The following is a 13,704-nucleotide window of genomic DNA, read 5'->3' as shown; positions in this document are numbered from 1 at the left end:
GGAGAGCCTGTGGACAACTCGGCCGCGCACCCTGTGGACAGCTCGCTGCACGGCCGTACCGTCGTCGTCACCGGCGGCACCCGGGGCGTCGGCGCCGGTATCGCGCGGGCCTTCGCCGAAGCCGGGGCCACGGTCCTGGCCTGTGCCCGCAGACCCCCCGAAGAGCCCCTGGAAGGCGTCGGGTTCACCGCGCTGGACCTGCGCGACCCGCCCGCCGTCCGCACCTTCTTCGCCGCGCTGCCCCGCCTCGACGTGCTCGTCAACAACGCCGGCGGAACGCCGTACCGGCCGCTGATCGAGCCCGGCGCGGACGCCGTCGCCCTCGCCGAACGGCACGCGCGGATCGTCGAGCTGAACCTGATCACCCCGCTGACCGCCTCCCTCGCCGCCCACGAGCACCTGCGCCGCAGCCGCGGCTCGATCGTGATGGTCGGCAGCGTCAGCGGAGCGCGCCCCTCGCCGGGTACGGCCGCCTACGGCGCGGCCAAGGCGGGCCTCGCCGGCCTGGCCGCCTCGATGGCCGTGGAGTGGGCGCCGGAGGTCCGCGTCAACACGCTCGTGGTCGGGATGGTCCGCACCGAACTGGCCCATCTCCACTACGGCGGCCCCGACGGTGTCGCCGCCGTCTCCCGCACCGTCCCGCTGGGCCGGCTGGCCGCGCCCGCCGACGTGGGCGCCGCCGCCGTCTTCCTCGCCTCCGACGCGGCCGCGTACATCAGCGGGGCGAGCCTGCAGGTCCACGGAGGCGGCGAAAGGCCCGCCTTTCTGGACGCCGCCGTCGGTACGACCGTGCGGCCGAACGGCCGGGAAGCGGCCGCCGAGGCCGCCGGACACCGGGCGACGGATGCCTCGACCACACCACTGGAGGGCTGAGATGGACGAAGACGGACCGTCCGGGACGGGCGGGATCTGCGACGGGCGGGTCGTCGTGGTCACCGGAGCGGGCCGCGGGCTCGGCCGCGCCCATGCGCTGGCCTTCGCCGCGGAGGGGGCGCGGGTCGTCGTCAACGATCTCGGTGTCGGTCTCGACGGCCGCCCCGGACCGGACGGCCCCGCGGCCCGGGTGGTCGAGGAGATCCGGGCCGCGGGTGGTGAGGCGGTCGCGCACGGCGGTGACATCGCCACCGGCGCGGGTGCCGAGTCCCTGATCCGCACCGCCGTGGAGACGTTCGGCCGGCTCGACACCCTCGTCGGCAACGCGGGATTCCTGCGCGACCGGATGCTGGTCAACCTCGACGAGGACGACTGGGACGCCGTGATCCGCGTCCATCTCAAGGGCCACTTCCTGCCCCTGAAGCACGCCGCCGTCCACTGGCGGGCCGAGGCCAAGGCGGGGCGCACCCCGGTGGCCCGAGTGGTGCACACCGGCAGCGGGGCCGGCCTGCTGGGCTCGGTCGGCCAGGCCAACTACAGCGCGGCCAAGGCCGGGATCGTGGGCCTCACCCTCGTCGCGGCGGCCGAACTGGCCCGCTACGGCGTGCAGGTCAACGCCGTCGCCCCGGCCGCCCGCACCCGGATGACGGAACACACCTTCGCCGCGGCCATGGCGGCACCGGCCGACGGGTTCGACGCCATGGCACCGGAGAACGTCTCCCCGCTCGTGGTCTGGCTCGGCTCGGCCGCGAGCGCCGGTGTCACCGGCCGGGTGTTCGAGGCGGAGGGCGGCCGGATCACCGTCATGGAGGGCTGGCGCCCCGGCCCCACCGCCGACAAGGGGGCGCGGTGGACACCGGCCGGGGCGGGCGAGCTGGCACGCGAACTGTTGTCGGCGGCCGAACCGCCCGGGGCGGTCTACGGGGCCTAGCGGCGTTGCCGGGCGGCCGCGAGGGTGACGCGGTCGGTCGATCAACGGGCAGTCGGCCGTGGGGCGGCTGGCCGGGGGCGCGGCCGGGGGGCGGTGAACGCAGCGCGGGTCGGCCGGTCGGGACGCGGCGGTGGGGGGCGGCGGGCTTCGCTCGGGGCGGTTGGTCGGGGGCGGCCGGCCGGGAGGGCTGTGAGGGTCGGCCGGGAGGGCTGTGAGAGTTGGCCGGTCAGAGGCAGTCGGCCATGGGGGGTGGCGCGGGCCGGCCGGTGGGGGAGCCGCGGCGGTGAGTGTCCCTCGGGGCGGCCGGTCAGGGGCGGCCGGCTGGGGAGGCGGCGACGAGCGGCCGGTCAGGCACAGTCGGCCGTGAAGGCGGCGCAGGTCAGCCGGTCGGGGAGCGGCTGAGGGGCGGCGGCGATGAGCGTCGCTCGGGTCGGCCGGTCAGGGGCGTCGCTCGGGCCGACGGTCAGGCCGGTCGGCCACGAAGGTGGTGCGGGGCGGCCGGTTACGAAGGTGGCGTGGGCTGGCCGGTCAGGAAGGCGGCGCGGGCCGGCCAGTCGGGAAGGCGGTGTGGGGCGGTCGGTCACGAAGGTGGTGCGGGGCGGCCGGTTACGAAGGTGGCGTGGGCTGGCCAGTCGGGAAGGCGGCGCGGGCCGGCCAGTTAGGAAGGCGGCGTCGGCTGGCCGGTCAGGAAGGCGGCGCGGGCCGGCCAGTCGGGAAGGCGGTGTGGGGCGGTCGGTCACGAAGGCGGTGCCGGGCGGCCGGTCAGGAAGGCGGCACGGGGCGGTCGGTCACGAAGGTGGTGTTGTCAGGCGGGCCGCCGCCGCGCGCTGGCGCTCGTCCATGACCGACAGGAAGCGGATCACGGTCTCCAGTTCGCCGGTGTCGAACTCCGCGCAGGCCTCGGCGACCTCCCGCGCCCAGTCGTCGAGGAGACCGGCCGGCCCGGCCGGCTCCTCCTCGCTCAGTTCGACGACCACCCGGCGCTTGTCCGTCGGGTGCTTGACCCGCCGGACGAAGCCCTTGGTCTCCAGGCGGTCGAGCAGACCGGTGACGGAGGCCGGGGCGAGACCGGTCAGCCCGGCCAGGTCCTTGGCGGTCAGCGGGCCCTCGCGCCGCAGGTGGTCGAGCGTCCTCATCTCCGTCGCGTTCAGTCCCAGCCGCGCGGCCAGGGCCGAGTGGAACAGCACCGTCACCGCGCCGTGGGCCCGCCCCACCTCCACGAGCCGCCCCAGAACCTCCGCGCGCTCCGCCCCGTCCCGCTTCGTCATGGGCCCAGGCTAACGAGGACCGGCCCGCCTACGTGTCGCACTCCAGCACCGTCCGGCACAGCCCGCACCGCGCGCGGACCCGCCCCCGCACCGGCACCCTGATCCGCTGGTGGCAGGTCGGGCAGGGGAACGACACGCGGAGCTGTCCGGCGCCGTCGGACGCGAAGGCGTAGGGCGCCGTCGGCCGGACCCCCGAGGTGTGCCGGCGGTCGTGGGCGTAGCGGCGCCGCCCCGCCCAGCCGGCCGCGGTCAGCGGTGGCTGCTGCTCGTCCCGGCGGGCCCGGGTCATGCCCTCGGCGTAGGCGGTGTAGGCCTGCGGGCTGGTGAACCACACCGAGGGGTCCTCGCCGAGGAGCAGCGCCCGCTTGGCCAGGACGTAGCCGAACTCCTCCGGGGTGAGGTAGCCCAGCTTCTGCGAGGAGACCCCGTCCTCCCGGTAGGCGTCCAGCAGCAGCCAGCCCGCGCCCAGGTAGGCCGTCACCGTGTCCGTGAGGATCTCGTTCTCCGCCGTGGTGGGGAACGAGAGGTCCAGGCGGTGCAGGTAGACGTGCGCGACCTCATGGGCGAGCGCCGCGCCGATGTCCCTGCGGTGGGTGCGGAAACGGTCGTTCAGTTCGACGAAGTACTCGGGCCCCGCCGTCAGTTCGACGTTCGCCGCATGGGTCATCTCCCGGAAGCAGACGACCAGCCGGGCGTCCGGCAGCCGGAAGTGCCGCACCATCTCACGGGCGACGCGCTGCGCCCCCAGATGCAGGTCGTCGGTGTCGCAGAAGGCCACGTCGGCGGGGGCCACGCTGGTCGAGAACGTCTGGACGGTGTCCCGGGACAGCCGCCGGTAGAGCGCCGTGATCGCGGCCCGCACCGTCTCCAGGTGCGGGTAGCCGTGCTGGACCGGTCCGCCGTTCGCCACGTCCGCACCCCCAAAGACGCCCGGACTCCACTGTAAGGGCGACGCCCGGCCGGTCACACGGGCAGCAGGCGGGGCGCCGGCCGGTCCGGGCCGGCCTGCTGGAGCTCCAGCAGCCACACCTCGTTCCCGCCCTCGCGCAGCACGGGCCCGGGGGCGTACAGGGACCGCTGCGGGCCGGCCGACCAGTAGCGGCCCAGGCCGAAGCCGTTGATCCAGGCGAAGCCGCGCGTCGAGCCCGGCAGTTCGAGCCGGGCGTCCCCCGCCCCGCGAACGGTGACCGTCCCCCGGTACAGCCCCGCCGCGCCGGCGCCCGGGACAGCCCCCGTGTCCAAGCCGGGCACGAGACCGAAGGGCACCCGTGCCACCCCGTCGTCGAAGGCGGCGAGATCCAGCCCGCGCGCGCGTGTCCCGTGCAGGTACTGCCGCTCGTGCAGGACACCCCCGGTGATGCCCTTGGGCTCACCCGAGCGCGGCCCGTAGTTCACCCGGCCCAGGGACTCCACCCACAGCTCCACGCGCGCGGGGCCCGCCACCGGCTCCGGAAGCCGCGGCTCCTCCTCCGTGAGCACCCCGGCCCACTCGCCGTCGACGTACACCGTGGCGAGGTCCCGCAGGCCCCGCACGGTCAGCGGGTACGGCCGCCGCGGCCCCGGCACGTCCACCGCGTACCGGACGAGCCCCCGGGTGATCCCGAGATCCTCGAACGTGGGCGCTACCGGCGTCACGGTCTCCGCGCCGCCCAGCGCCTCCAGTACGCCGTCCAGCCCTGCCCAGCCGGTGAGCACCACCTCGGCCGCCGCGCCCAGGGAAGCCGGGCGTGGCGGCGGTTCGGGCAGCGGGCCGTCGGCGTACTCGGCCAGGACCTCCCTGAAGCGCCGGAACTTCTCCGTGGGCCGGCCGTACTCGTCCACGGGGGCGTCGTAGTCGTACGACGTCACGTCCGGCTCCAGCGGTCCCTCGTGCAGGTCCCCGCCGCGGTTGGCGCCCGCCCAGCCGCCGAAGCTCGTCCCGCCGTGCGCCATGTAGAGGTTCACCGACGCCCCGCACTCCAGGATCTCCCGCAGGGCCCCGGCGGCCTCCCCGGGGTCCCGCACCGCATGCTGCCCGGCCCAGTGGTCGAACCAGCCGCACCAGAACTCCATGCACATCAGCGGGCTCGCCGGCCGGTGGCGGCGCAGCGTCGCGAAGGCCTCGCGCGCGTGGGAGCCGAAGTTCACCGTGGCGAGCACACCGGGCAGCGAGCCGCCGGTCAGCATGTGGTCCTCCGGCCCGTCCGAGGTGAACAGCGGGGCCGTGACCCCCTCGGCGCGCAGCAGCGCGGCCAGCTCCGCCAGGTAGCCGGCGTCGCTGCCGTAGCTGCCGTACTCGTTCTCCACCTGCACCATGAGCACCGGGCCGCCACGGTCCGCCTGCCGGGGGACGATCTCGGGCAGCAGCCGGCGGAACCAGCTCCCGACATGCAGGAGGAAGCGTTCGTCACGGGTACGCGCGCGTGCCCCGAGCCCACCCGTCACCCACGACGGCAGCCCGCCGTTCTCCCACTCGGCGCAGATGTACGGCCCCGGCCGCACGATCGCCCACAGGCCCGCCTCCCCTACCGCGTCCAGGAACCGGCCGACCGCCCCCACGTCCCGGTGACGCCCCGGAGCCGGCTCGTGCAGGTTCCACGGCACGTACGTCTCCACGCAGTTCAGGCCCATCGCCCGCAGCATCGCCAGCCGGTGCCGCCACTGCCCCTCGTGCACGCGGAAGTAGTGCAACGCCCCCGACAGCAGCCGCACCGGCCGTCCGTCCAGCAGGAAGTCCGATTCCCCCACCGTGAATGCGCTCATGCGTCCGCTCCCGCCCCGGCCTCGCCCACTCGCCCCAGCCTCGGCCCTGGCGGCGCTCGGCGCCATGGACGAAGATCGGCGCTGCTTGGACAAAAGTGCTGGGACACAAGCGCTGGGACAGAAGTGCCTGGACAAAAGCGCTGGGACAGAAGTGCCTGGACAGAAGTCCGCCGGAACGGAGATCCACCGCCGCCTGCGCCGGGAGGAGCGTCGATGTACCAGACCTGGATGCGGTTCTTCAGCCCCGGCCCCGCCCACCACCGGCTCGGACTGGTCTGCCTCGGCGTGGGCCTCCAGCACGGCCCGCTGCCCACCGTCGGCCCGCGCACCCTCGACCACCACGTGGCCGTCGTGATCAGCTCCGGCGGCGGCTGGTACCGGGGCGCCGACGGCCGCCGCACCCCCGTCACCGCACCCGCCCTGCTCTGGCTCACCCCGGGCGTGCCCCACCACTACGCCCCCGATCCGGACACCGGCTGGGACGAGGGCTTCGTCGACTTCGCCGGACCCGCCACCACCACGTACACCGAACTGGGCTACATCGAGCCCGACCGGCCCGTCGTGCCGCTCTCCGACGCCTCCGGGCCCCGCCGGGTCGTCGCCCGCATCGCCCGCGCGGCCCGCCGAGGCAACCCCCTGCTGGAGGTGGAGACCGGCGCGGCCGTGCACGAGTTGCTCGTCGCCCTGCGCCGCGCCCGCGCGGACCTCGCCCCCGACGGCGACCGGGTACTGGAGGCCCTGGCCCGCGACGCCTGCCTGCCCCTCAGCGTCGCCGGTCACGCCGCCCGGCACGGCATGACCACCGCCGAACTGCGCGGTGCGGTCCGCCGGGCCGCCGGATGCAGCCCCAAGGACTACCTCCTCGGTATCCGCCTCGCACGCGCCAAGGAACTCCTGGCCGCCACAGAACTCCCCGTCGCCGCCGTAGCCCGCCGCGTGGGCTACGACGACCCCGCCTACTTCTCCCGGCTGTTCACCCGCCGCGTCGGCCTCGCCCCCGTCCGCTTCCGCGCCCAGCAGGGCCGCAGCGTCCCCGGCGGCTGGAGCGACCGCGTCCCCGACCCCGGCGATCCCCCGATGATCCACTCCCCGGACACTCCCCGGGGACGATCCGGCGAACGCATAGGGTGGACGCCCATGACCACCAGCAACACCGGCACCGGTGACGTGGACCCCGAGGTCCGCCAAGAACTGGCACGGCTGCGCGACAGCATCGACAACATCGACGCGGCCGTCGTCCACATGCTCGCCGAGCGTTTCAAGGCCACCCAGCAGGTCGGCAGACTCAAGGCCGTGCACCAGCTGCCGCCCGCCGACCCGGCGCGCGAGGCCCGGCAGATCGAGCGGCTGCGCCGCCTCGCCGAGAACGCCAAACTCGACCCGGCGTTCGCCGAGAAGTTCCTGAACTTCATCATCGCCGAGGTGATCCGGCACCACGAGCGCATCGCCGAGGACACCCACGGCCGCTGATCCGTCGCCGGGGACACCCACGCCGCTGATCTTCGCCGGGGACACCCACGGCCGCTGATCCGTCGCCGAGGACACCCACGGCCGCTGATCCGCGAAGAGCACGGGCCGGACAAAAGCCGTGTACCGGCCCGCCCCTGTGCGTTGCCGGTCCCATCAGGCAGCATGGCCTGCATGTCCGTACTCACGCGCGATGAGGCGCAGCTCCGAGCACAGTTCCTCGACGTCCACCGCTACACCGTCGAGCTGGATCTCACCACCGGTGAGGACACCTTCGGCTCCCGCACCGTGATCCGCTTCACCACGCGGTCCGACGGGGACACGTTCGTCGAGCTCAAGCCCGCCGAGCTGCGCGACGTCACGCTGGACGGGCAGCCCCTCGACCCGGACTCGCTGCGCGACGGACGGCTGCCGCTGACCGGCCTCACCGCGGGCGAGCACGAACTGCGCGTCGACGCGGTCATGCGCTACTCCCGCACCGGCGAGGGCATGCACCGCTTCACCGACCCCAGCGACGGTGAGACGTACGTCTACACGCAGATGTTCATGGACGACGTCCAGCGGGTCTTCGCCGCCTTCGACCAGCCCGACCTGAAGGCCGTCTTCGAGGTCGCGGTGAAGGCACCCGAGGGCTGGACCGTGCTCGCCAACGGCGTCACCGAGCAGCGCGCCGACGGCGTCTGGCAGGCCGCGCCCACCCCGACAATCTCCACCTACCTCGTCGCCGTCGCCGCCGGCCCCTGGCACTCGGTCCGCTCCGAACACCGCGGACTGCCCTTCGGCATCCACTGCCGCCGCTCCCTCGCACCGCACCTCGACGCCGACGCCGACGAAATCCTCGACGTCACGCGCGCGTGCTTCGACCGCTACCACGAGAAGTTCGCGGAGCCCTACCCCTTCGACTCCTACGACCAGGCGTTCGTCCCCGAGTTCAACGCCGGCGCCATGGAGAACCCGGGACTGGTCACCTTCCGCGACGACTTCGTCTACCGCTCGGCCGTCACCGACACCGAGCGGCAGACCCGCGCCATGGTCATCGCCCACGAGATGGCCCACATGTGGTTCGGCGACCTCGTCACCCTCAAGTGGTGGGACGACATCTGGCTGAACGAGTCCTTCGCCGAGTACATGGGCTACCAGACCACGGCCGAGGCCACCCGGTTCGCCGGCCCCTGGACCGAGTTCGGCGTCACCCGCAAGCCCTGGGGCTACGACGCCGACCAGCGGCCCACCACCCACCCGGTGGCCCCCGACGCCGTCGACGACACCGCCTCCGCACTCCTCAACTTCGACGGCATCTCCTACGCCAAGGGCGCCTCCGCCCTGCGCCAGCTCGCCGCCTGGCTCGGCGAGAAGGACTTCCTCGCCGGCATCAACACCCACTTCGCCCGGCACAAGTTCGGCAACGCCACCCTCGCCGACTTCATCGACTCCCTCGCCTCGGCCACCGACCGCGACGTCCACGCCTGGGCCGACAGCTGGCTGCGCACCACCGGCGTCGACACGCTCACGCCCGTCATCGCCGCCGCCGACGGCACCTGCACGCTGGCCGTCGACCGCGCCGGCAGCCGCCCGCACCGCCTCACCGCCGGCCTCTACGACCACGACCTCGCCGACGAGGGCCGGCTCGTGCTCCGCGAACGCCTGGACCTCGACGTCCCCCAGGCCGCCCCCGAGCCCATCGGCAAGCGTCCCGCGCTGCTCCTGCTCAACGACGGCGACCTCACCTACGCCAAGGTCCGCTTCGACGACCGCTCCTTCGACGCGCTGCGCACCGGGCTGTCCGGCCTGCCCGACCCGCTCACCCGCGCGATCGTCTGGAACGCCCTGCGCGACGCCGTACGCGACGGCGAACTCCCGCCCGCCGCCTACCTGGAGACGGCCCGCGCCCATCTCCCGCACGAGACCGACCTGGCCCTCGTCCAGGGCGTCCTCGTCTTCGCCTCCGGGCAGATCGCCGACCAGTACCTGGCGCCCGAGGACCGCCCGGCCGCGCTGGCCACGCTCACCTCCCTCTGCCGCGACCTGCTGCGGCGCACCGAGGACGGCGACAACCCCGGTCTGCGCCTGATCGCCGTACGGCACCTGATCGACGTGGCCGCCCACCCCGAGACCATCGCCGCCTGGCTCGCCGACGGCACGGTGCCGGGCGGACCGGAGCTCGACCCCGAGCTGCGCTGGCGCGTCCTCGCCCGGCTCGCCGTGCTCGGCGCCGCCGACGAGGCGGCCATCGCCGCCGAACTGGACCGCGACCCGAGCGCCACCGGCCAGGAGGGCGCCGCCCGCTGCCGCGCCGCCCTGCCCGACCCGGAGGCCAAGCGCGCCGCCTGGGAGGCGATGTTCACCGGCGACGCCCTGTCGAACTACCTGTTCACGGCCACCGCCCAGGGCTTCTGGAAGCCCGAACAGGCCGAACTGGTACGGGAGTACGTGCCGCGTTTCTACGAGGACGTGGTTCCCGTCGCCGCCCGCCGCGGCCCCGCCATCGCCGTCGCCGCCGGCCGCTTCGCCTTCCCGGCCCACGCCGTCGACGCCGACCACGTCCGCCTGGGCGAGGCCTGCCTGCGCGACGCCGACCTCACCCCGGCCCTGCGCCGCACCCTCGCCGACCGCCTCGACGACCTGTCCCGCGCCCTCCGGGTGCGCGACGGCCAGGGCCCGGGCGACGAGAGGACCGAGACCCCGGCCACGGCCGAGACCCCCGAGAAGCCCGAGAAGGTCAAGAAGAGCGACAAGAGCGACAAGGGCGACAAGAGTTACAAGGGCAAGAAGGGGAAGGGCGAGGGGAAGACGGACCAGGAGGCGTAACCGCAAGGCGGCGGCCGCGGCCGGTCCCGGCCCGGCCGCGGCTCACCGCCGCGCCCCCTCACCCGACCCGCCCGCGGCCTCGGCCCCGGCGGGCCGCAGAACCGCCCGCCGTACGCCCGCCCCGCGCGGGCCCGGGCGCCCGCCCGCCGGATCCGGCCGCGCCGCCGGAACGGCGTCCAGGGCGAACCCGAGCCGCCGCAGGAAACGTTCACCGGGAACCCAGCCGGGCGGCACCGTGGCCGTCACCACCGTGCCGCCCCCGGCCCGGGCCAGCAGGGAAGCGGCCAGCGCCCGGCCGAGGCCGCGCCCCCGCGCCCACGGCGCCAGCAGGAACAGGCCCACCGCCACGGCACCCGGCTCCGGATGGTCGCGCACGGCGTCCACCACACCCGCGACCACCCCGTCCCGCTCCAGCACCAGCAGCACCTTGTCCTCGGGGTCCGCACCTTCCGGCAGCGCGTAGAACAGGCTCTGCACATCACCCGGCCCCGACGGCAGCCCCGTCGCCGCCACGAACCAGTCCTCGCACTCCTCGAACAGCGTGAGCAGCGGCCCCTCGTCCGCCGGGCCGAGTTCGCGCACCAGCACCCGCTCACCGGGCACGTCGATCATCCACGCGTCAACCATCCGACCGACGTTAGCGCGCGAGGCCACCTCCCCCACCCGTTTTCCTCGCACGGCAGTACCCACTTTCGGGTACGGATCCCCGGGCTTTCAGGACGCGGGGCACCCTTCCCGTACAAGCTGGAAACCGCGTACGGAAACGTCCGTGCCGAAGCCTCCGCACCCCGTTCCCGCGCCCCGGAGGAAACCCATGAGCACGCCGCCGCCCCTCGCCTCGGGACCCGACGGCCCCGACGCCCTGCGGCCGCTCCTCGACACCGTCCTCGACGCGCTCGCGACCGGCCGCCGGGCGCGCGGCGGACCGCTGCCCGCGGGCGGACCGGACGCCGTCGCCGCCCGCCTCGCCGACACCCTCGGGGACGCCCTCCCGGACGACGGCGACCCCGACGCCCTGCGCGCCCTCGTGCACGCCCTCGCCGCGGGCGCCGCCGACCCCGCCGACCCGCTGTGCGCCGCCCACCTGCACTGCCCGCCGCTGGCCGTCGCCACCGCCGCCGACCTCGCCGTCAGTGCCCTGAACCCCTCCCTGGACTCCTGGGACCAGGCCCCGGCCGCCTCCGCCCTGGAAGCCGCGGTCACCCGGGCCCTCGCCCACACCGCCGGCCTCGCCGACGCCCTCGTCACCACCGGCGGCACCGAGTCCAACCAGCTCGCCCTGCTCCTCGCCCGCGAGGCGCACGGCAGCGGGCTGCGACTGGTCTGCGGAGCGGGCGCCCACCACTCGCTGCCGCGCGCCGCCTGGCTGCTCGGCCTGCCCGACCCGGTCGTCGTCCCGACGCCGCAGGGCATCCTCGACCCGGCCGCGCTCCACCGCGTCCTCACCGGACGCACCGGGCCCCTCCTGGTCGCCGCCACCGCGGGCACCACCGACGCCGGCCTCATCGACCCGCTCCCCGAGATCGCCGGGCTGTGCGCCGCCCACGGCGCCCGCCTGCACATCGACGCCGCCTACGGCGGAGGCCTCCTCTTCAGCGACCGCCACCGCGACAAACTCGCCGGACTCGAAGCCGCCCACACCGTCACCCTCGACCTGCACAAACTCGGCTGGCAGCCGGTCGCCGCCGGCCTCCTCGCCGTCGCCCGCCCCCGCGAACTCGCCGCCCTGCACCAGCGCGCCGACTACCTCAACGCCGACGACGACACCGAGGCCGGATACCCCGACCTGCTCGACCGCTCACTGCGCACCACCCGCCGCCCCGACATCCTCAAGATCGCCGTCACCCTGAAGACCCTGGGCCGCAGCGGACTGGGCGCCCTGGTCGACCAGGTGTGCGCCCGCGCCCGCGAGTTCGCGGCCCTCGTCCACACGCACCCCGGCTTCGAGCTGTACGGCCGACCCGTGATCAGCACGGTCCTGTTCCGGCCCGCCGGAGCCGACGACGACACCGTGGCCGCCGTACGCCGCGGGCTGCTGGAGGAGGGCCGGGCGGTCCTCGGCCGTGCCCGGCTCGACGGCCGCCTCTGGCTCAAGGCCACCCTCCTCAACCCCCACACCGGGCCGGACGAACTGGCCCAGCTCCTCGAACTCGCAGAAAGAACGACCACCGGATGACCACCCCCGCGCGCCACGAACCCACCTCCCCCCGCGACCTGGTCGGCATCGGCATCGGCCCGTGCAACCTCTCCCTCGCCGCCCTCGCCCACCCGCTCGCCGAACTCGACGCCGTCTTCTACGAACAGCGCCCCGGCTTCGACTGGCACCCCGGCCTGCTCATCGACGGCGCCACCGTCCAGGTCCCCTTCCTCGCCGACCTGGTGACGCTCGCCGACCCCACCAGCCCCTGGAGCTTCCTGAACTACCTCAGGAACCGCGAGCGGCTCTTCCCCTTCTACTTCGCCGAGCACTTCCACATCCAGCGCGCCGAGTACGACGCCTACTGCCGCTGGGTCGCGCAGAGCCTCCCCGGGCTGCGCTTCGGCCACCAGGTCGACGCCGTCCGCTGGAACCCCGAACGGGACGTGTTCGAGGTCGACTTCACCCAGCTCGACGCCGACGGCGAGGCCGAGGCCCTCGGCCGCACCCACACCCGCAACATCGTTCTCGGCGTCGGCACCGTCCCCCATGTGCCCGACCCGCTCAAACCCCTGGTGGACGCGCCCGGCGTGCCGGTCGTCCACGCGGCCGACTACCTCGCCCACCGCGACACCGTCCTCGCCGCCGGCCACGTCACCGTCGTCGGCTCCGGACAGTCCGGCGCCGAGATCTTCCTCGACCTGCTGCGGCACCGCCCGGCCGGCCGCGAGAAACTGCACTGGATCGGCCGCAGCGAGGCGTTCGCCCCGATGGAGTACTCCAAACTCGGCCTGGAGCACTTCACACCCGACTACACCCGCTACTTCCACGCCCTCGCCGAGCCGGTCCGCGACCGTCTGGTGGCCGCCCAGTGGCAGCTGCACAAGGGCATCGACGCGGGCACCCTCGCCGCCATCCACGACGAGCTCTACCGGCGCACCCTCGACGGGGGCTGGCCCGACACCGTCCTCACCCCCGGCGTCCAGGTCCGCACGGCCGGCCGCATCGCGACCACGAAGGTCGAACTGCACCTGGAGCACCTCCAGCAGGGCAGCCGCTCCCGGCTCACCACCGACGCGGTCGTCCTCGCCACCGGCTACCGCGAGCGCCCCCTCGACCGCATCCTCGCCGGACTCGACCCCTACATGCGCCGGGACGGCAGCGAACGCCCGCGCATCGACGAGGAGTTCCGGCTCGTCCTCGACCCCTCGGTGACCGGCTCGATCCACGTCCAGAACGCCGAACTGCACACCCACGGCGTCGGTGCCCCCGACCTCGGCCTCGCCGCCTGGCGCAGTGCCACCATCCTCAACACGCTCACCGGCAAGGAGACGTATCCGCTGCCCACCCGGACGGCCTTCACCAGCTTCGGCCTCGACGACGCCCGCACCCGCGTGCCGCAGGCCCGCCCGGTACGGCAGCTGATCCCGCTCGTCGACGGCTGAGAGCCCGTTCGGGCGGTACGCGGTGCGGAGCAC

10 protein-coding genes and 1 pseudogene are annotated in these 13,704 nt (G+C 74.5%); 7 read left to right on the top strand and 4 right to left on the bottom strand.

What is annotated here, in order from left to right; genetic code table 11:
• Positions 1-9: 9 nt before the first annotated feature.
• Positions 10-873: an SDR family oxidoreductase gene (locus N8I86_RS11290; protein WP_263277707.1), complete on the top strand. Its 864-nt coding sequence runs from the start codon at positions 10-12 to the stop codon at positions 871-873.
• Between the two features lies 1 nt (position 874).
• Positions 875-1,804 (top strand): SDR family oxidoreductase, encoded by a 930-nt coding sequence (locus N8I86_RS11285; RefSeq protein ID WP_263277706.1) that lies wholly within the window; start codon positions 875-877, stop codon positions 1,802-1,804.
• A gap of 788 nt (positions 1,805-2,592) precedes the next feature.
• Here N8I86_RS11285 and N8I86_RS11280 read toward each other — a convergent pair.
• Genes N8I86_RS11280 through N8I86_RS11270 form a run of 3 tightly spaced genes read right to left on the bottom strand, consistent with a single transcriptional unit; the run spans position 2,593 to position 5,814 of the window.
• Positions 2,593-3,072 carry a MarR family winged helix-turn-helix transcriptional regulator gene (locus tag N8I86_RS11280; protein WP_263277705.1) on the bottom strand — a complete coding sequence of 160 codons (480 nt, stop codon included), beginning with the start codon at positions 3,070-3,072 and terminating at the stop codon, positions 2,593-2,595.
• A 28-nt stretch (positions 3,073-3,100) separates the two neighbouring features.
• On the bottom strand, positions 3,101-3,982 hold the full coding sequence (locus tag N8I86_RS11275) for a hypothetical protein (protein WP_123438216.1): 882 nt from the start codon (positions 3,980-3,982) through the stop codon (positions 3,101-3,103).
• Between the two features lie 53 nt (positions 3,983-4,035).
• The gene (locus tag N8I86_RS11270) at positions 4,036-5,814 is read right to left on the bottom strand and encodes a glycoside hydrolase family 35 protein (RefSeq protein WP_263277704.1); all 1,779 of its coding nucleotides are present in this window, start codon (positions 5,812-5,814) and stop codon (positions 4,036-4,038) included.
• Between the two features lie 213 nt (positions 5,815-6,027).
• Here N8I86_RS11270 and N8I86_RS11265 point away from each other — a divergent pair.
• The 3 genes and pseudogenes from N8I86_RS11265 to pepN form a co-directional block, all read left to right on the top strand.
• Positions 6,028-6,912: pseudogene (locus N8I86_RS11265) on the top strand (helix-turn-helix domain-containing protein); the annotation flags it as partial.
• Between the two features lie 39 nt (positions 6,913-6,951).
• The gene (locus tag N8I86_RS11260; protein WP_079192473.1) at positions 6,952-7,284 is read left to right on the top strand and encodes a chorismate mutase; all 333 of its coding nucleotides are present in this window, start codon (positions 6,952-6,954) and stop codon (positions 7,282-7,284) included.
• A gap of 171 nt (positions 7,285-7,455) precedes the next feature.
• The gene (gene pepN, locus N8I86_RS11255; protein WP_263277703.1) at positions 7,456-10,089 is read left to right on the top strand and encodes an aminopeptidase N; all 2,634 of its coding nucleotides are present in this window, start codon (positions 7,456-7,458) and stop codon (positions 10,087-10,089) included.
• Between the two features lie 42 nt (positions 10,090-10,131).
• Here pepN and N8I86_RS11250 read toward each other — a convergent pair whose 3' ends face one another.
• Positions 10,132-10,716: a GNAT family N-acetyltransferase gene (locus tag N8I86_RS11250; RefSeq protein WP_263277702.1), complete on the bottom strand. Its 585-nt coding sequence runs from the start codon at positions 10,714-10,716 to the stop codon at positions 10,132-10,134.
• Positions 10,717-10,903: 187 nt separating this feature from the next.
• On the opposite strand from N8I86_RS11250, the gene N8I86_RS11245 reads away from it, so the two are divergent.
• A complete protein-coding gene (locus N8I86_RS11245; RefSeq protein ID WP_263277701.1) occupies positions 10,904-12,265 on the top strand; it encodes a pyridoxal phosphate-dependent decarboxylase family protein in 1,362 nt (453 codons plus the stop codon).
• Complete coding sequence (locus tag N8I86_RS11240) at positions 12,262-13,671, top strand: lysine N(6)-hydroxylase/L-ornithine N(5)-oxygenase family protein (protein WP_073892751.1); 1,410 nt, start codon at positions 12,262-12,264, stop codon at positions 13,669-13,671. The genes N8I86_RS11245 and N8I86_RS11240 overlap by 4 nt, the downstream gene beginning before the upstream one ends.
• Positions 13,672-13,704: the final 33 nt, after the last annotated feature.

Origin of the sequence: Streptomyces albidicamelliae, from assembly GCF_025642175.1 — a bacterium.
Classification (GTDB): domain Bacteria; phylum Actinomycetota; class Actinomycetes; order Streptomycetales; family Streptomycetaceae; genus Streptomyces; species Streptomyces albidocamelliae.
This window is presented reverse-complemented; position numbering and strand designations above follow the sequence as displayed.

Bases quoted from the DNA above. Each gene is read 5' to 3' on its own strand.
- N8I86_RS11245 (WP_263277701.1), top strand. From the start codon at position 10,904: ATGAGCACGCCGCCGCCCCTCGCCTCGGGACCCGACGGCCCCGACGCC.
- N8I86_RS11270 (WP_263277704.1), bottom strand. From the start codon at position 5,814: ATGAGCGCATTCACGGTGGGGGAATCGGACTTCCTGCTGGACGGACGG.
- N8I86_RS11240 (WP_073892751.1), top strand. From the start codon at position 12,262: ATGACCACCCCCGCGCGCCACGAACCCACCTCCCCCCGCGACCTGGTC.
- N8I86_RS11280 (WP_263277705.1), bottom strand. From the start codon at position 3,072: ATGACGAAGCGGGACGGGGCGGAGCGCGCGGAGGTTCTGGGGCGGCTC.
- N8I86_RS11260 (WP_079192473.1), top strand. From the start codon at position 6,952: ATGACCACCAGCAACACCGGCACCGGTGACGTGGACCCCGAGGTCCGC.
- pepN (WP_263277703.1), top strand. From the start codon at position 7,456: ATGTCCGTACTCACGCGCGATGAGGCGCAGCTCCGAGCACAGTTCCTC.
- N8I86_RS11250 (WP_263277702.1), bottom strand. From the start codon at position 10,716: ATGGTTGACGCGTGGATGATCGACGTGCCCGGTGAGCGGGTGCTGGTG.
- N8I86_RS11285 (WP_263277706.1), top strand. From the start codon at position 875: ATGGACGAAGACGGACCGTCCGGGACGGGCGGGATCTGCGACGGGCGG.